Genomic DNA, 17,739 nt, shown 5'->3' on the forward strand with positions numbered 1-17,739 from the left:
AAGTATTTTTACTCTGCCGAAAGATTAGATCTTGCTGGCTAAAACCGCGAGTTGTGTATAGTTAATCAGATTAATGGTGTTGTTAGCAGTATCAATTTTAATCCATTCCTTTTCAGAGAGTTTTTCCATGATTTTGGTTGTTTCTTCCAAGGTGATTTCTGTCACCTCTGCCAAATCTTTCAGGGGAATGTTAAAAATTTTCTGGACTTGTTCTGATTCTTGACTATAACTATCGGTTAAACTTATTAAGGTATGGGCAAGTTTAACCGCAGGTGGTGACAAGCGCATTTGTAGCCGCAGATTAATTTGACGAATTCTGCCTACCATCAGTTGCAGCATTCTATGATGTAAATGTGAGTCTTGAAACAGGATTTGAAGAAAGCTCTCCCTAGAAACACTTAGTAGTTTTACTTTGGAAAGGGAAACAACGTCCGTTGACCTGGGGAATTCATCTAAAACAGCCATTTCTCCAAAGAAATCACCTGGTCCTAAAATTGCTATGGTGAAGGATTCTTCTCCATGGGTGCGGCGAACTTTCACCCAACCGGAAACAATAAAGTAAACTGCATTACCCCAGGCATCTTCCATTAAAACAGCCCGTCCTGATGGGTAATCATGTTCAGTTGCTATATTCAGCAGCCATTCTCTGGTTTCTAGACTTGATGTACTTAGGAGTGGAAAAGTATTAATAATAATATCTTTTTTCATGAATATCTAAGGAAGGATTGTAACTAGAGATCAGGGGGCAATGAATAGGAATTTTTTCATTACCAATTATCAATTATACCCAACACGGCTTAATTATTTGATTCTCCGGGTAGGGGTAAAGCAATAGCTAAACCCCTACAAATCTAGGGTTTTCGTGATTTTACAAAAGTCCATGTCCCAACCGTTTTGAGTATACCTATAGGACTCCTATTTGATTTTTGATAGCCTGCGTGGCGTAGCCATACAAGACTCAGTAGGTATCAATTCTGTCTTTCCTGTTCCCTGTTAAGAGTTCCCTGTTCCCTGACCACACAAGTAAATTCACAGAATCAAACCGGATTCCTATATGTTAATTCTGAATTCTCAGAGTTTGGGCGGCAAGATAAATTTTTGTCCATTCACCTAGAACTTGATGATTTTTAAGTTGTAGTTGTTGGGCTATAGTTTCTATGGAGTTACCTGCTTTGCGGAGGTTGAGGATTTGTTGTCCTAGAGGGGTGATTTTTTCTGGAAGTTGTTGCCATTGGGTTTCTGTTAGCCCTAGATTATGTTCTTCTAGGGAGGTGGACAGCCAGTTATCAATCAGTTCTGGTTGACCTTTGATGGCAAAAACGCGGACGGCATGATAACTGAGTTTTTCCCGCAGACGATATACTTCTTTGATGGGTTTATGGAGTTGTTTGGCAATTTCTTCTTGGGATGTGCCTTGCAGATATAAGCGCAACCAATCTACTGCGTGTTGTCCAATATTTTCTAACAGGTATTGTTCAAATTTTTCCTGTACGAGTTGACGGTTGACTATTTGTTCTTCTAGGTGTTGGGTTTCTTGATATTGAGCGATCGCCTGATTATCCACTAAGTTCACTGGATTGTCGTTGTTTTCGGCGAGAATTTCCTCGGAAACAAGTTTCACTAATTCGCTGCTAGGTACTTGTGTTAAGCCTCCCCGCTGAATCCTTCGCAGGTAGTTAACAAAGCGGTATATTAGGATTGGTTGATTCCGAACTGGACGTAAACAATATTCTTCGATGCTGGCAAATAGTAATGTGTCCCGCAACCTTTTGTCCGTTGTTAATGCGGCAATGTGAGTCATTTGTTGTTGGATATATGAGTCACTTTGTATCAGGTCTTGGAGGACTTCTTGCAGGACATCAATAACGCTTCGTTGGCGATCGCGGCTGAGAGATATCCAAGTTTGAATTTTGTTTCTGACTGCCACTACACTACCCAATCGGCTAATCAGTTGACGATAAGCCTTCTCTCTGCCCATACCTAAATAACGTTTGTGCAGAATTCGCCACCGATATTCCATTGCTTGTTTAGCAATTTCTAGTTCTTTTGGGTTAAGTAAATTAAACCTTTCTAAATCTACTCCCAAAAGCCAGTTAAGAATACTTTCTCTAGTAGTCTGACTTTGTTCTGGACATTCTGTACTTAGTCGCTGTTGCCAATATTGAGCTAGATTTGCCCCATCTTTTGTCATAGCAATATTGCACTCCTCGAAATTAGATTTAGCGATTTAGTAGCAGGTAATAACTCCTATTTAATTCGTTCAATAGACCGCAATACCAAATTAAGATGAAGCTACATTGAATAAGATTTCAAAAATAATTAACCGCAGATAAACACAGATTAAGAGGGATGAATTAATGGATTCCATCTAAAAGATTCAGCCGTTTTGAAGATCATGATATTGCTAGTACCGCAGAGCGGAAGTCAAAAGTCAAAAGTCAAAACGAAGACAGTATAGGCTTTTTACCGATTGAGAATGGTCGGTTTACTTACGCCGTGTTGTGCTAGTTAGGGAAAAAGGGAATAGGAGGTCACTTGATTTTGGATTAACGATTTTGGATTTTGGATTGACTCCACCAAACCAGTGTAGAGTTTGAAAATTTGGGATTTTGGATTGGTGTTAGCGAAGCGTACGCAGCGCAGCGAGTATTTTTCCGTCCTCAAGCACGGGGACTCATACCAAATTTTTGTAATCTAAAATCTAAAATCTAAAATCTAAAATTCCCGGTCATTACCCATTACCTATTACCCATTACCAGCCGAATATACCAATTAGCCTCTGGCTGCACCAATAATGGGATTTTCTACAGAGTCTCGATACTGTTGAACGTCTGCTGTGTAAGCAATTGGCAATACAGCTTCTACGTTTTCGTGGGGACGGGGAATAATTACCCAAGATTCGAGAGTACCACCATAAACTTTTTCTACAGCATCCACACCGGCTGCCATAGCGGCTTTGACTTCAGAAACATCACCACGAATATTGACGGTAAAGCGAGCGCTACCAACTCTGATATAACCAACGAGGGTAACTCGACCGGCTTTTACCATTGCGTCTGCTGCTGCGAGAACGGCGGGAAAACCCTTGGTTTCTAATGATCCAACAGCTTGTAGTGACATTTTTTAATCTCCTGTTATGAATATAAAGTTATCGGTTGCTACAAATTATTTTTATGAAGGAATACTTCAATTTTTGATAGCTAACTCTCTTAGAAAATACGGAAAGGTTCGGATTTGGAGGTGAAGTGGATAGGTAAAACTGTTTCCACATTTTCCGGGGGGTTGGGAATAATGTAGTGGGTAATAACCTCACCACCATAAACTTCTTCACCAGCGACAATTCCAGCGGCTACGGCTGTTTGCACTTCCGCAACGTGACCTCTGACAGCAACTATCATGCGACCACTTTCGGCGATACCATAATAGACAATGGTGACACCAGCGGCTTTAACCATTGCGTCTGCTGATGCTAAAACCGCAGGAAAACCTAATGTTTCAATTACGCCAACTGCCATTGGCATGGCTTGAATCTCCTACGTTTGGGATAACCGATTCCTATTTTACGAGGATTGTGTACCTATTTTAATTTTTGCGGAAATTTTCTTTTTTAACTTTTTTAAATTGATCACTGGGTATTGGTCATGGTGCTACGCACTGATGTACACTAGAATTTATGTTTCCAAGTTTTCTTCCTGCCGCCGTTGGTCAACTCACAGAACCAACATCCATCGCTTTGGCTCAAAATATCCAAAGTCAGGCGATTAGCACGTTTCTATCTAATGAATCCATTAATACCACTTATATCCAACAAGGTCACGGTGGTACACCGATTTTATTAATTCATGGTTTTGATAGTTCGGTGTTAGAATACCGCCGACTTTTGCCTCTATTGGCGGAAAAAAACGCAGTTTGGGCTGTAGATTTGTTGGGATTTGGTTTTACAGATAGATTACCGGGGATTGCTTACAGTGCGATCGCCATTAAAACCCATCTCCACTCGTTTTGGCAAACCCTGATTAACCAACCTGTGATTTTGGTGGGTGCATCAATGGGTGGGGCTGCGGCTATAGATTTTACCCTCACCTATCCAGAAGCAGTAAAACAACTGGTATTAATAGATAGTGCGGGATTAAAAGGTAATTCCCCATTAAGTAAATATATATTCCCACCTTTGGACTATTGGGCAACGGAATTTTTGCGGAATCCCAAAGTGCGTAAAAGCATTTGTCGAACTGCATACAAAAACCCTGATCTCATCTCTGAGGATGCTTTGTGTTGCGGAGAATTACACTTACAAATGCCTAATTGGACTCAAGCCTTAATTGCCTTTACCAAAAGTGGCGGTTATGGTGCTTTTAAATTTCCCCAACTTGCCAAAATTGAGCAACCAACTTTAATTTTATGGGGCGATAGTGATAAAATTTTAGGAACTGGGGATGCTCCCAAGTTTGCCAAAGCTATTCCCCAAAGTAAGCTAATTTGGATCAAGGATTGTGGACATATTCCTCATTTAGAACAACCGCAAATCATCGCTCAAAATATATTAGAATTTGTGAATTAATTTCATAATTCATAAGTTTTATCAGAGGATAAATAGTGAATTATCATGGCTGAATTTAACTGGATTAACGGTCTAATTGGGGGTATCCTCATTGGTATCAGTGCCACTATTCTTTTAGCATTTAATGGTCGGATAGCTGGAATTAGTGGTATGGTTAATGGTGCTATCAGTTTTAATAAAAACGATGCTTGGCGGTGGTTGTTTCTGTTAGGAATGTTAGCTGGTGGTGCTATTTATGAATTTGTTTTGTCACCCCAACCGACTCCTACTTCCAAGTTTGCACCCTTAACAATGATTATTGGTGGCCTTATTGTTGGTTTTGGGACAAGAATGGGAAGCGGTTGTACCAGTGGACATGGAGTGTGTGGTTTAGGTCGCCTGTCAATGCGATCGCTTATAGCTGTTTTGACTTTTCTTTCCAGCGCCTTTTTAACTGTATTTATTGTCCGTCACTTGTTAAATTAACTTGGTTAATAATAGCTGATTTATTAGTTATTAATTTTATACATTTATTTACTATTTTATGCAAGAGTAAAGTATCCATGAATACTAAACAGTATTTGACAGTTTTTATTTCAGGTTTATTATTCGGGTTGGGTTTAGGGTTTTCTCAGATGATAGATCGAGGACGAGTTATTGGTTTTTTAGATTTAGCTGGAGTTTGGGACCCGACACTGTTGTTCGTCTTAGGAGGTGCTGTTACTGTAACTTTAATCTCCTTTCGCTTTGTATTAAAACTTCCTCATCCGTTATTAGACGATAAATTTTATTTACCTACTCAGAAAAATATTGATTCATCTTTAGTTGTAGGGTCAGCAATTTTTGGTATTGGTTGGGGAATTTCTGGCTATTGTCCCGGACCGGGAATTACTGCTTTAGTATTAGGCATTTTCAACCCTGTATTGTTTTTAATTGGCTTAATTATAGGTTCTTTAACTTATAAGTTTTATAGAGATTTTAATCAATAGTCAAACCTTAATAGTTAACCAATTAGTAATAAGTTGATGAAAAATTTTCAACAAATATTGCAGTACATAACATTTAGGAAAATAAATCAATGAGTTTACCGCTAAATACAGAAAATCTGCAATTATTGATTAATTTAATCCCTGAAGAAAAAATCTCTTTCTGGAAAAGAGTTTTTGAACAATTTGATGTAGATAACAGCAAAACTTTAGATGTGGCTGAATTAGGTGAAGTAATCCACTCAATGGGATGTAGACGGTCAGAAGAGCAGATTCGTATGGCGATCGCCACCATTACCGGCAGTCAAGACACACATATAGTTAACTTTAAGCAGTTTGTGGCTTTGATGCAACTCGATTTACTGGGAATATCAACCTTACCAGGAGAATTAATAACTGAAGCAGCCCCACAAGCTATTACCGAACCAATTCAGATTACTTATTTTATTGATATTCTTTGTATTTGGGCATATATTGCTCAAATTCGGATTGATGAATTGAAATCTACTTTTAAACACCAAATAGTGATTAATTATCACTTTGTTTCCGTATTTGGAGATGCCCGTCACAAACTAGAAAACCGTTGGCGCGATCGCGGTGGATTAGCAGGTTATAGTAACCACGTTCAAGAAGTAGTAGCAAGATTTAATCATCTCAGCGTACATCCAGAAGTTTGGAAAAATGTCACTCCCCATTCCTCCACCTCAAGTCATTTATTCCTGAAAGCTATTCATTTACTAGAAAGCAAAGGATTAGTAGAAAGCAAAGGAACACAAAGTTGTTGCGAAAGAGCTATTGCTGCTTTACGTCAAGCTTTTTTTCAGGATTTACAGGATATTTCCCATCGCAAGGTACAGTGGTCAATTGCCGAAGCTTTAGAATTTCCCATCAGTCAGATTCAAGCAGAAATTGATAGTGGTGCAGCCTATGCCGAACTGTCGAGAGATTTTCAAGAAGTGAAAGATTATAACGTGACTGTTAGCCCGACAATGATTTTTAATGAAGGACGACAACGTCTCAACGGAAATGTGGGCTATCGGGTTATGGAATCTAATATTCGGGAATTAATTTACAATGTACCTGGAGAAGCATCGTGGTGCTAAATCTGTGAAAATTTATCTCTAGTTGTAGGGTGCGTCAGACTGGATAAATTCTGTAAATAAACAGATTGTTGGTATCTGACGCACCCTACCAATGTGCCAGTTGCGTAAGTCCTGTATTATTCTCACTTTAGTCATATAACCAAGTATTTTGGGAAAAATCCTCACTATCTTGATTGGGCTTTTCTTGCAGTCTTTCTATTGATCTATGAGATTTTTTGTATTGGATGGATTTGGAAATTTGACTAGCTTGTTGGCTCAGTTGTGGATAAGATGGTGGAGTAGGTTGTTTTAAAACCTTGATTTCTTCTAGCAACTGAGAGTTAGAATCTGCTAATTGTAATGCGGTTTGTTTTGTCTCGTAAAGTTCCCTTGTTAAACGTTCTACCAATGCTTCTTTTTCTGAAAAAGCTGTTTGTAAATCACTAATTTGTTTGATTAAAGTGGATTCTTTTTGTTTTAATGTAGAAACTGTTTTTTGCAATTCTTTAATACTGGCTTCTAGTTCTAACTGATTATTGATGGGAATAACAGGAGTATTATCTGTTGGTACTTGGGTTTCCAATACTGCTTCAGCCGAAACTTCAATTACAGGTTCACCTTGTAGAGGTGTAAATTTTGTGGTTTCTTCTTGTATTAAGTTAGAGAGATTTTTTTTAAGCATTACTTTATGAACTCCAATTACGCCGTCATTATTTAATTATACGTCTTGAAGTGACAACAAAATCTCAAATTCCCAATTTCTTGGAAAAATTGACTAAGTAGGTGAACACAATAAAACCAAACTGTGTAAAGAAATGTAAAATCGCCCAAAGCTTCTTCACTCTTGCCTCTTGCCTTTCGCCTTGCCATAACGACAATTTCCAACGCCAACCTACTTAGACACTAAGGAATATGAATTAAATAAAGTGCAAAAGTAGGGTGTGTTAGCGACAGCGTAACGCACCATTTCATGTTAAGTCAGAATTGCAGGTTATTAAATTTGCGTTCCTAAGCCAGTTTTACTCCTGACTCCTGCTCTATTAGTCCAGATAATAGGTAAAATTAAGATGTTTACTTATCTATCCTTTTTCTGTTTTGGCTACTATACCTTGTCCTCGTTGTCATCAAATTATTGATAGTCAAGCAATTACTTGTCCTCAATGTCGCTTATTGCTGAAAGCTTACGGACATCCTGGTATTCCCTTGCACCACGCTCAAGGAAATGATTATTTATGCGACAGTTGTAGTTATCATTTTGATCATACCTGTAATTTTCCCCAATATCCCTATGCTCAAGATTGTCCTCTCTATCAAAATATGGAAGAAAGTACATTAGAATTGCAAAAGCAAAATTCTCATTATAGCTTGAGTATCAGGGTTAATAATTGGATAAAACGCCATCAAACTCTGTTATTAATACTAGCTTTGTTATTAGTTTGTTTATTAATAACCTTGTTTAATGCTTGATTCTGATGGTATTAGCTGTCTCCTTAAACTTGGTTTAATTCTAAGGTTTCTGGCATAGTTTCCACAGTTGATAAAATCTCTTCCTCAAATATTTCTAAATCAAACCAAAAAGTAGTACCGATACCAACTTCACTCACCAAATTTACTTGACTATGATGCCTGTCCATAATGTTTCTGACAATTGATAAACCTAAACCTGTTCCTTCTAGAGTATGAACTCTATTTTCTACACGAAAGAATCGGTCGAAAATTGCTTGTTGATCTTCTGGTGCGATACCAATTCCTGTATCACTAATTTCAATTCTCACTTTACCAGCATGATGGTGAGAATAAGAATTAGCATCTAGTTGATAGGCACGAATAACTACCTTACCACCGGCTAGAGTAAATTTAAGAGAATTACCAATTAAGTTGCCAAATACTTGCAGTAATAAATCATAATTGCCCAGAACAAAAGGTAAATCAGGATTAAGTTCTTGGTATATTTCAATGCCTTTATCTTTGGCATTAAGCTGATAGGTACGTAATGTCTGTTCTATGGACTGTGGTAAATCTACTTTATCAAAGGTGTAATTTCGACCTGATTCAAGTTTTGATAAATCTAAAACGTCATTAACTAAACGGGTGAGTCTATCAGTTTCATTATTAACTGTTTGTAGAAATTCTTTGCGTTCATCAATCCCTAAATCTTCACCATAATCATGCAGGGTTTCAATATAGGTTTTTATATTAAATAAAGGTGTACGTAATTCGTGAGAAATGTTGCTGATAAATTGGCTTTTTGCTTCATTTAGTTCTACTTCCCGGCTAATATCTTGGACAGTGATGGCTATGCCTTTAATACTTTCTCGTTGCAGGTTGAGAACTGTGGTTAAAACAATGCGAATTGTGCGTTGAGTGGGTTGTTTGAGGAGGATACGAAATTCGGCACTTTCACATTCACCGGCTGCCATTTCATACAAAGTCCGGGATATTTCCATTTGGACACTATGGGGTAAGTGATGCAGTATATTACTACCAACAACATCCACGCCTTCCCAAGCAAAAATCCGTCTGGCGGTGGGATTGACTAATATTACTTGCATATTATTATCAATCAAGACTGCACCATCAGCAATGGTAGAAACTAAGGTTTCTAATTTAGCTTTTTCGGCAGTTAATTCTTCAATATTTTGTTCTTCATAACGTTCTAGCCGTTCTGCCATTTCATTAAAGCTGAAAATTAGTTCTCCTAGTTCACCACCTAGAGGTATATCTATCCGTTGTTTAAAATTTCCAGCCGCAATTTGTTTAACACCTACTAGCAATTCTTTAATAGGTTTAGTAATAGTTAAAGCATTAATTACTCCTGCTAAAATTACCATGACCCAAATTGTGATAAAAACGGCAATGGTAACATCACGGGTGAAATTAGTGGATATGACTGCGGTTTGATTAGGGTTAATACCAACTGCTAAGACACCTAAGTATTTTCTATCTACTATTAAAGGCACAAATACATCTGTAACTGCGCCATCGGGGGTGTTATGCTGCCTAACCATTGGCTGGTCTTCATTGCCAGGATAATCTTCTGGTAGTTGGATATGGCGCTTAATGGTGAGGGAGTTTTCTACCTCTGGTTCCCAAAAGGGAAGACCAAAAAAGATTTGCCCAGTTTCATCAGCGTATAACATATAACGCACGCTAGAGGTGGCACTGAAAAAACGTTGAGAAAATTGGGCAACTTCAGTTAAATTGTGATCGGCAATTAGGGGGGCTACATTTGCCCCCAGGAGTAATCCTAGATCACGACCAAAGCGGGTATCATTGAGACGTGCATCTTGCTGAATTGTGTTTACAGCCCAGAAGGTTAAACCACTCATGACCAAGGAAACCATGAGGGTGGCGACGGCTAGGAGTTTGGTCTGAAGGGTGAATTCTGACCACCAATTGGCGATACTTGCTGCAAGGGATGCGTTGCCTTTTGCCAGCGCAGCGATCGCTTTTGACGCGCCGGAGACACATTCATCTCGGAAATTTCTGAAAATAGCCAGCATCTTAAAATATAAGTGTTAGTAAGTAGTTGGACAAAATTAAATTCAATCGGGTCGTTAGGGAAAAGGGAACAGAAAGACAATGTGAGTAATTAATTTTGTCCGATTACCTCTTCTTTCCTAATTTAACTATGTTTTTGCAGTAATGGTGAAAACTAAGTTGAAACAGAGGTGATGTGACTATTACAATGTAAAATCAGTAATAGTCTCAGGTTCAACATCAAGAATATTTTGACTTTCCCAGTTGAACTCACATTCTAACTCAGTAAATTATTTCCCAAATACTTGTAACCGAATTAAAATTTTTCTATCCTATTTATGACTTCTCCTGAAATACCCCGCAAATCACCCAGTCAAGCGATCGCTGCCAGAATTTTTCACGCTGGCAATGTCATCAGTTTATTTATTATGATCACCAGCGGCTTGCAAATTTACAATGCAAACCCTGTCTTTGGTGGGCGTGGTGGATTAAGTATTTTTCCCCTGTTTACTTTAGGTGGTTGGTTGGCTGGAGGCAGACATTGGCATTTTGCAGCCATGTGGCTATTTTCTATAAATCTGTTTTGCTATGGAATTTATATTTTTGCTACCCAACGCTGGAAAAAAAGATTTGTTAGCGACAAAGATATCAAGGCATTACAAAAAACTCAGAATCACCAACGTTTAAACTATGCTTGGCATCGAATTATTTATACAGCCATCATTCCTATTTTATTACTAGCAATATTTACAGGTATAGGAATGTATAAACCTGCTCAATTTTCTTGGATAGTTGATATTTTTGGCAGTTGGCAAGCATTAAGAATTGTCCACTTTGCTTCTGTACCGATAGTGGTAGTATTTGTCTGGTTTCATTGGCGGTTAGGGCAGAATGTAGGCGGCAATGCCTTAACAAAATCTATGTTTTGGTAAAAACTAGCAGCATTGAGGAATTAAAATGAATAATCATGAATTTGCACGGAGAAAGTTTTTACAAATTTCCGGTTTTTCGAGTATGAGTTTATTACTGGGTGGTTGTGGTACACCCATGTTTGCAGATTTTGTAGGTAAACTTTCTGAACCTCTCAATCAGAAATTTGAAGAGTTAATATTTCAACCTCAAAAGCCAGTTCCAGAATTTTTACCTAGTCAAATTGAACCAAGTAAATTAATAATTAATAGCTTTAAATCTACACCAATTATTGATTTAGAAAAATATCGTTTAATTATAGATGGTGAAGTAAATCATCCTCTGAGTTTGAGTATGGCAGATATTCAAGCCTTACCTCTCACTTCCATGATTATTCGTCATGTTTGTGTAGAAGGTTGGGCAGCAATTGTGCAATGGGGTGGCATTCGTTTGCGGGAAATTATCGCCCTTTCTCAACCTAAATCTCAGGTTAAATATGCCTATTTTAAATCAGCAGATGGTTATTATGAAAGTTGGGATATCGCTTCAGCTTTACACCCACAAACCCTATTAGCTTATCAAAAAAATGGTGCAGCTTTGCCTGTGGAAAATGGTGCGCCTTTGCGATTAGCTTCACCCATTAAACTTGGCTATAAACAAAGTAAATGGGTAACACGAGTTACCCTCACCAGTAAATTATCAAATGCTAAAGGTTATTGGGAAGATATGGGTTATGAATGGTTCGCTGGATTGTAAGTGTAATCTTCAGATCCCCGACTTCTTTGAGAAGTCGGGGATCTATATCACTTTTTCACTAAAATATAGGCATTTGTATATTCAGGTAATTTTTGAATATATTGTTCAAAATCTTTTTCACTCGCAAAAGTTCCTGCTAGGAAATCAAGTTGATAAAGGTTGGGTAAAAATGCCCCACCTGTATCGGCAATTACACCCATTTTTAACCGTTTTTGATTGTCTTCAGTGACAATTATTCTGCCTAAACCAATGTTTAGCACATCTCCTGCAAATGTTACTCCTGGTTTGATGGATATTTTAGCATCTATTTTATATCCATAACCTTTAATTGCATCAACTTCTTGAAAATACCAATAACGCTTTTGTGCAGTGGCTTTTAAACCCCGAATATAGGACATTCCATTATTTTTGTCTACGTTTAAAAACTCTTTAGTTCCATCAGTAAAATTAACTAAAACAGTTCCCTGCATTAGTGCTGCCTCTAAACCATTGCGAGTTAAATAAGCAATAGGTTTAACTTTGCCAAATTCCTTACCTCCAGGTTCATAAATACCTGATAAAACATCTTGTTTTGTATATTGAGTGTAAAATTTATTTTGACTTACTTCTTCCTTAATAGCATAAATTGGTGTATTGTATTTAGAAGTTTTTTGTCGAGAACCGGGATGAATAAAAGCTGCATATTTAGTAATTCTTAATTTTTTCTGTTGGAGATTTTCTGGGTTATGGGCAGACCATTTAATTACACGAAAATTGGCGTTAATAAAGTTAGGATCTTGTAACCGAGTTGTCCGCTTATTAGAAATATCTTCTTCTAAGACGACAATCATAAAATCTAATGTTTTTAGAATATCTTTAACCGTAACTCCTTGAGTTACTAAGATACCTGTGCGTTGAATATCGGGATCTTCTTGAGAGTATTGTTGAAAGTATTTTCTAGTATTGGTGAGTACGGTTAATAAGTCAGCCTGATTAAAATTTATGGGGTTATTTGGTAATTTTCCTGCTGTCAATACTTGATTAGAATTAATACTATATTGATATTTTTGCCATTCATTAATAACTGAATAAAATGTGGACTTTTCATTATTTTTGGCATTTATATTAGATGGTTTTGGCGTAGGTAAATTATCAGAAAATACTTGAATTGGAGGATTTTCTATTTGGGATAATGATACATTTTTAACAATTTGTTGCTGTTGAATTTCTTGCTTGTTAGTGAAGATAATTACTAATAAAGCAGCAATAAATACTGTAATTTTGAATTTTTGATTAAATAGAATACGCATAATTCATGAAGACCAACAATGATTATGCCCCATTTTAGCATTCTCAGAAATGTTGACAATGGGTAATATGCCTAATTATGATGATTAATCATTCATTTCCTTTAAGGTAGCTAATGCTGAAGGTGATAAACGACTAAGATAGCGGAATATCCAATATTTAACTATAGTGTCTAAAATTACAGGAAATGTGGCAATAAACATAAAGATATAATTTCTATTTGCTGGTAAACCTAAGTGTTCTGTAAATCCTTCCAGAATTACTTCCCAACCATGGGGTGAGTGAAAGCCGACAAATACATCTGTACATAGGATAATTAAAAAAGCTTTAGCACTATCGCTTAAACCATAAACAACTTGATCTATAAAGTGTTGAAGAGAAATAATATCTTTTGTACTAAAAACAATAACCAGTGCAAAAGCAATTAATGCTATGATATCAGCAAAGATATTACTAATGGCATTGGTACTTTTATGTTGAAATTCTGCTGCTAGTTCTATGGCTTTGGCTTTAATCTTGGATTCTCGATTTTCTGGAGAAATTTTAGTTTCTGAATCCAGTAAACCTTCAAAATTTAATTTTGCTGTAAATATTTTTAATTCATGAAAGGCTTTTTCTTCCATTTCTTGATTAAGAAAAATTTGCCCGGAGTGATCGTTTCTCAGATTTTCTACTATGGGAAGAATAAACAGCCGTTTGGATAGGTGATGAGTTAGCAGGGGAATTATTATCAATAATAATAAGAATTTGACGGCTATAGTTGTCCTCTGTCTGGATATTTGATATTTTTTAATAAATTCTTGATCTGCATTTGGAGATATATCACTGAGAATTTTCTGGAATGTTTTCCCGATTGATTTGGGAAATATGCCCGTTTTTAAGAATATAAATGGTTGTGAGGAAACATCTTGATTAGATCGTGATGATTTTTTCATAGTTAGGATAAATCAGAGGTTAGTTGTAGCCATGATCAATGCCTACAACTATAACAATTAAAAAGGTTGATGTTCAACTATAAAATCAATACCATTTTATTGTAGTGTATTACCAGTTTGATCTAATTTAACTGAGAGGGTGGTTGAAAATTTAGAACAATGGTAAAAACAACTCTCAGTATAGGCTAAAGGCGTGATTTTTCAAAAAATCTTAATATATTTTCCTAATTGAAGTAGGATGGCTATATTTAGTGTAAAAATATTCCTACTGAAAACTTGCTGCAAAAGAAAAATTATGACTATGTATCCTAACCTCAACCGGGCATTTTCTCATCCTGTGCTAAAAGTAATTAGCGGTTTGAATAACTTCAATGCTGCTAGTGTGGCTGCGACTGTAAAAGCGGCTGATTTGGGTGGTGCGACTTTTGTGGATATTGCTGCTGATGTGGATTTGGTAAGATTGGCGAAAAGCTTGACTAAATTACCTATTTGTGTATCTGCGGTTGAACCAGAGAAGTTTGTCACTGCTGTGGCTGCTGGCGCTGATTTGATTGAAATTGGTAATTTTGATTCTTTCTATGCCCAAGGACGCAGATTTGAAGCTGCTGAGGTTTTGGAACTAACTCGCCAAACCCGTGCCTTGCTGCCAGAAATTACCCTATCTGTAACTGTTCCCCATATTCTTACCTTAGACCAACAGGTACAATTGGCTGAAGATTTGGTGAAAGCGGGTGCTGATATTATTCAAACTGAAGGTGGTACTAGCAGCAATCCCATTCACTCCGGTACTTTGGGTTTAATTGAAAAGGCTGCTCCTACTTTAGCCGCTGCTTATGAAATTGCTCGTGCAGTTTCTGTGCCTGTACTGTGTGCTTCTGGTATTTCTAATGTTACTGCACCTCTAGCGATCGCCTCTGGTGCATCTGGTGTTGGTGTCGGTTCTGCTATTAACCAACTCAATAGCGAAATCGCCATGATTGCTGCTGTGCGTAGTTTAGTAGAAGCTTTAGCGACTGCAAATACTCGCACATTTGCGTAAGAGGGAACAGGGAACAGGGAACAGGGAACAGGTAAGATCAACATTCTCCCTGCCCCTTGACCCTTGTACCCCTGATCTCTGAACAATTCAAGATAAACAATTTTTCAACGTATCAATGACTTTATCTTGTTGTTCTTGCTCCAATTCGGGGAACATGGGTAAAGATAAAACTTCTTGACTTGCTTGCTCTGCTTCTGGCAATTGTCCTGGTTGATAACCTAAATTTTTATACACTGGCTGCAAATGTAAGGGTAAGGGATAGTAAATCATGGAATTAACCCCCTGTTCCTGCATTTGATTTTTTACGGAATCTCGATATTTACCACTGGCACCATTGCGTCTTTCTCCAGAAATCCGAATAGTGTATTGATTCCAAACACCAACTCCCCCAGGAAATTCTTGGGGGACAATAATATCAGAAACTTGGCTGAGGTGTTGGTAATAATAATCAGCGATTTGCTTACGTCTAGAGTTCCAAAGATCAAGATAGCGCAGTTTAATTTGCAGAATTACGGCTTGAATGGCATCTAAACGACTGTTGACACCGATTTCCTCATGAATATATCTTACTTTACTCCCATGTTCTCGCAAAACTCGTAGTTGAGTAGCGATCGCTGGATCATTCGTGGTAATCGCCCCACCATCACCGCAACCACCAAGATTTTTGGTAGGGTAGAAACTAAAACAACCAATATGTCCAATACTCCCAACTTTTTGATTTTCCCAACTTGCACCGGTAGCCTGAGCGCAATCTTCAATTACTCTTAAATTATGAGCTTTGGCAATCTCCATTAATCCTGTCATATCCACAGGGAGTCCAAATAAATGCACTGGCATAATTGCCTTGGTTTTTGATGTAATCGCTGCTGCTACTTTTTCTACATCTAAATTAAATGTAGTCGCATCAATATCTACAAATACTGGTATTGCCCCGACAGCGCTGATAACTTCCGTTGTCGCAAAAAAAGTAAAGGGTGTGGTAATAACTTCATCACCTGCCCCAATTCCTAAAGCGCGTAATGCTAAAAATAGAGCATCAGTACCAGAGTTACAAGCTACGCATTCACTGACACCATGATAATCTGCAAATTGTTGTTCAAAATCTGTAACTGCTGGACCACCAATATAACGCCCAGAAGCCAGAACCGCCAAGACAGCAGCACTTACCTCAGTTTCAATGGTGGCATATTGTTGTTTAATATCAAAGGCGGGAATCGAATTTACACTTTTAATCATGAGTTTTTATTTGTAAAGGAGTCAGGAGTAAGAAGTCAGGAGTCGGGAGTCAGAAAGAAGATTTTTCCCTTCCCTCTCCTGCGACAACCCGATTTAATTTTTTCAACTACTTATGCTAAAGTTTTCAATCGTTAAGAGGTAGATAAATTATGCCAGAGCTAATCAAGTTAGATATGGTAGATTTGGCTTTAGCGATGGGTTTAATGGCGATCGCCATTGGCATATCGGCATGGGAGAAATTAGGACTAGAATTAAATTTAAGCGTAGCTACTGGTAGAACTATCCTCCAACTACTTGTACTAGGATACATTTTCGACTTCATTTTTGCCGTTAACAATGTTTGGGCGGTAGTGGGAATTTTAGCAATAATTCTGACAATTACTGCAATTATTACTCGCAACCGCATCAGTCAAAAAATTCCACAAGTCTTACCTTTAGCTGGAAGTGCGATTTTTGTCAGCACCTCCTTAACATTGCTTTACACCAATTTTTTGATTATTCAACCAGAAAGATGGTATGAACCACGTTATATCATTCCTTTAGCTGGTATATTGCTGAGTAATGCCATGAATGCAGCCGCAATAGCCGGAGAACGTTTAGTTAGTAGTATCAACCAATTTCCCACAGAAATAGAAACCCATTTAAGTCTGGGTGCAACACCTGAACAGGCAATTAAGCCATACCGCAAAGAAGCGATTCGTGCTGCAATTATGCCGACTTTGAATCAAATGATGTTGATCGGTATGGTGACAATACCAACCTTCACCAATGGACAATTATTAGCCGGTATCACACCGCTAGAGGCTGTATCCTATGAGATTTTAATTATTTTTATGGTAGCTGTCACCAATTTGTTAACAACTATTTTAATTACCAAGGGTTTATGTCGGCAGTTTTTTAATTCTGCCATGCAGTTGGTTCGGTAATGGGTGATTGGCGAATAATTCTTGGTCAACAATTCGCAATATTACTGGAAGCTGAAGATAAGTAAGGTTAAAATTACAAGCAATCTCTAAATCTGAAGTAGAACTATGAAGACGGCTGAAAAACTGGCTGCTGGTTGGCTACTCACACTCGGATTCATGTTTTTGGCAATATCAGTTTCAGAAATAATAGATAAATCAGCGCAATCAGGAGTAATAGTATATCCAGTAGAGGGGGAACAGGTATTTTCTGCTCCCAATGCGGTTCAGGATAGCAAAGATACTATTGTAGGCGGAATAATTTTTGGTGTTCCTAGCGCGATATTGGGGAGTTGGTTAGCATTAGGTTTGTATAAACAAAGTCAACAAGAGAAAAAAGCCTTAAAACAACAAAACAGCGAACAATTGCAAGCCCAATTTTATCAAATGTTACTACAAAATCAAGGAAGAGTAACTTTGTTAAGTTTTGCCATGCAGTCCCAATTACCGGCAGCGGAAGCTAAACAATATTTAGATAAGAAAGCTAAAGAATTTAATGCGAATTTTCAAGTAACTGAAGAAGGGGG

19 protein-coding genes are annotated in these 17,739 nt (G+C 37.6%); 10 read left to right on the forward strand and 9 right to left on the reverse strand.

The annotated features are described in order from the left end of the window. Window positions 1-24: 24 nt before the first annotated feature. The 4 genes from FJR37_RS04810 to FJR37_RS04825 all read right to left on the reverse strand — a co-directional run bounded on the left by FJR37_RS04810 (window position 25) and on the right by FJR37_RS04825 (window position 3,521). A complete protein-coding gene (locus FJR37_RS04810) occupies window positions 25-708 on the reverse strand; it encodes a Crp/Fnr family transcriptional regulator (RefSeq protein WP_168465446.1) in 684 nt (227 codons plus the stop codon). Window positions 709-1,057: 349 nt separating this feature from the next. Next, complete coding sequence (locus tag FJR37_RS04815; protein ID WP_168465447.1) at window positions 1,058-2,191, reverse strand: HetZ-related protein 2; 1,134 nt, start codon at window positions 2,189-2,191, stop codon at window positions 1,058-1,060. A gap of 581 nt (window positions 2,192-2,772) precedes the next feature. Next, window positions 2,773-3,120 carry a carbon dioxide-concentrating mechanism protein CcmK gene (locus tag FJR37_RS04820; protein WP_039199651.1) on the reverse strand — a complete coding sequence of 116 codons (348 nt, stop codon included), beginning with the start codon at window positions 3,118-3,120 and terminating at the stop codon, window positions 2,773-2,775. An 89-nt stretch (window positions 3,121-3,209) separates the two neighbouring features. Next, window positions 3,210-3,521 carry a carbon dioxide-concentrating mechanism protein CcmK gene (locus FJR37_RS04825; RefSeq protein WP_039199652.1) on the reverse strand — a complete coding sequence of 104 codons (312 nt, stop codon included), beginning with the start codon at window positions 3,519-3,521 and terminating at the stop codon, window positions 3,210-3,212. A 152-nt stretch (window positions 3,522-3,673) separates the two neighbouring features. Between FJR37_RS04825 and FJR37_RS04830 the strand changes: the two genes are divergently transcribed. From FJR37_RS04830 to FJR37_RS04845, 4 genes are all read left to right on the forward strand, one after another. After that, the gene (locus FJR37_RS04830; protein ID WP_168465448.1) at window positions 3,674-4,561 is read left to right on the forward strand and encodes an alpha/beta fold hydrolase; all 888 of its coding nucleotides are present in this window, start codon (window positions 3,674-3,676) and stop codon (window positions 4,559-4,561) included. Between the two features lie 45 nt (window positions 4,562-4,606). Beyond that, window positions 4,607-5,026, forward strand: coding sequence for a YeeE/YedE family protein (locus FJR37_RS04835; protein WP_168465449.1), 420 nt, complete (start codon window positions 4,607-4,609; stop codon window positions 5,024-5,026). Between the two features lie 77 nt (window positions 5,027-5,103). Beyond that, window positions 5,104-5,529, forward strand: coding sequence for a DUF6691 family protein (locus tag FJR37_RS04840; RefSeq protein WP_027403059.1), 426 nt, complete (start codon window positions 5,104-5,106; stop codon window positions 5,527-5,529). 89 nt (window positions 5,530-5,618) lie between these two features. Then, window positions 5,619-6,629, forward strand: coding sequence for a DsbA family protein (locus tag FJR37_RS04845; RefSeq protein ID WP_254434512.1), 1,011 nt, complete (start codon window positions 5,619-5,621; stop codon window positions 6,627-6,629). Window positions 6,630-6,756: 127 nt separating this feature from the next. Here the strand turns inward: FJR37_RS04845 and FJR37_RS04850 are convergent, their stop codons facing one another. Continuing rightward, a complete protein-coding gene (locus FJR37_RS04850) occupies window positions 6,757-7,290 on the reverse strand; it encodes a hypothetical protein (protein WP_168465450.1) in 534 nt (177 codons plus the stop codon). 413 nt (window positions 7,291-7,703) lie between these two features. Between FJR37_RS04850 and FJR37_RS04855 the strand changes: the two genes are divergently transcribed. Continuing rightward, entirely contained in the window at window positions 7,704-8,075 is a 372-nt protein-coding gene (locus FJR37_RS04855; RefSeq protein WP_039199655.1) for a zinc ribbon domain-containing protein, read from the forward strand. A gap of 23 nt (window positions 8,076-8,098) precedes the next feature. Here the strand turns inward: FJR37_RS04855 and nblS are convergent, their stop codons facing one another. Then, window positions 8,099-10,111, reverse strand: coding sequence for a two-component system sensor histidine kinase NblS (nblS, locus tag FJR37_RS04860; protein ID WP_254434513.1), 2,013 nt, complete (start codon window positions 10,109-10,111; stop codon window positions 8,099-8,101). Between the two features lie 315 nt (window positions 10,112-10,426). Between nblS and FJR37_RS04865 the strand changes: the two genes are divergently transcribed. Next, a complete protein-coding gene (locus FJR37_RS04865; protein ID WP_168465451.1) occupies window positions 10,427-11,020 on the forward strand; it encodes a cytochrome b/b6 domain-containing protein in 594 nt (197 codons plus the stop codon). Window positions 11,021-11,045: 25 nt separating this feature from the next. Beyond that, complete coding sequence (locus FJR37_RS04870) at window positions 11,046-11,753, forward strand: molybdopterin-dependent oxidoreductase (RefSeq protein WP_168465452.1); 708 nt, start codon at window positions 11,046-11,048, stop codon at window positions 11,751-11,753. Window positions 11,754-11,800: 47 nt separating this feature from the next. Here FJR37_RS04870 and FJR37_RS04875 read toward each other — a convergent pair whose 3' ends face one another. Continuing rightward, window positions 11,801-13,042, reverse strand: coding sequence for a hypothetical protein (locus tag FJR37_RS04875; RefSeq protein WP_168465453.1), 1,242 nt, complete (start codon window positions 13,040-13,042; stop codon window positions 11,801-11,803). 84 nt (window positions 13,043-13,126) lie between these two features. After that, on the reverse strand, window positions 13,127-13,975 hold the full coding sequence (locus FJR37_RS04880) for a CemA family protein (RefSeq protein WP_168465454.1): 849 nt from the start codon (window positions 13,973-13,975) through the stop codon (window positions 13,127-13,129). 295 nt (window positions 13,976-14,270) lie between these two features. Here FJR37_RS04880 and FJR37_RS04885 point away from each other — a divergent pair, with 295 nt between their 5' ends. Next, on the forward strand, window positions 14,271-15,014 hold the full coding sequence (locus FJR37_RS04885; protein ID WP_168465455.1) for a DUF561 domain-containing protein: 744 nt from the start codon (window positions 14,271-14,273) through the stop codon (window positions 15,012-15,014). 87 nt (window positions 15,015-15,101) lie between these two features. Here FJR37_RS04885 and FJR37_RS04890 read toward each other — a convergent pair whose 3' ends face one another. Further along, entirely contained in the window at window positions 15,102-16,250 is a 1,149-nt protein-coding gene (locus FJR37_RS04890; protein WP_039199659.1) for a DegT/DnrJ/EryC1/StrS aminotransferase family protein, read from the reverse strand. Between the two features lie 149 nt (window positions 16,251-16,399). Here FJR37_RS04890 and fetB point away from each other — a divergent pair, with 149 nt between their 5' ends. Together fetB and FJR37_RS04900 are read left to right on the forward strand one after the other, a co-directional pair. Further along, the gene (gene fetB, locus FJR37_RS04895) at window positions 16,400-17,176 is read left to right on the forward strand and encodes an iron export ABC transporter permease subunit FetB (RefSeq protein ID WP_027403049.1); all 777 of its coding nucleotides are present in this window, start codon (window positions 16,400-16,402) and stop codon (window positions 17,174-17,176) included. Window positions 17,177-17,281: 105 nt separating this feature from the next. Next, window positions 17,282-17,739, forward strand: a 458-nt coding sequence (locus tag FJR37_RS04900; protein WP_168465456.1) for a hypothetical protein, incomplete at its 3' end; no start/stop codon positions are given.

It is taken from the genome of Aphanizomenon sp. UHCC 0183 (assembly GCF_009712065.1).
Classification (GTDB): Bacteria; Cyanobacteriota; Cyanobacteriia; order Cyanobacteriales; family Nostocaceae; genus Dolichospermum; species Dolichospermum heterosporum.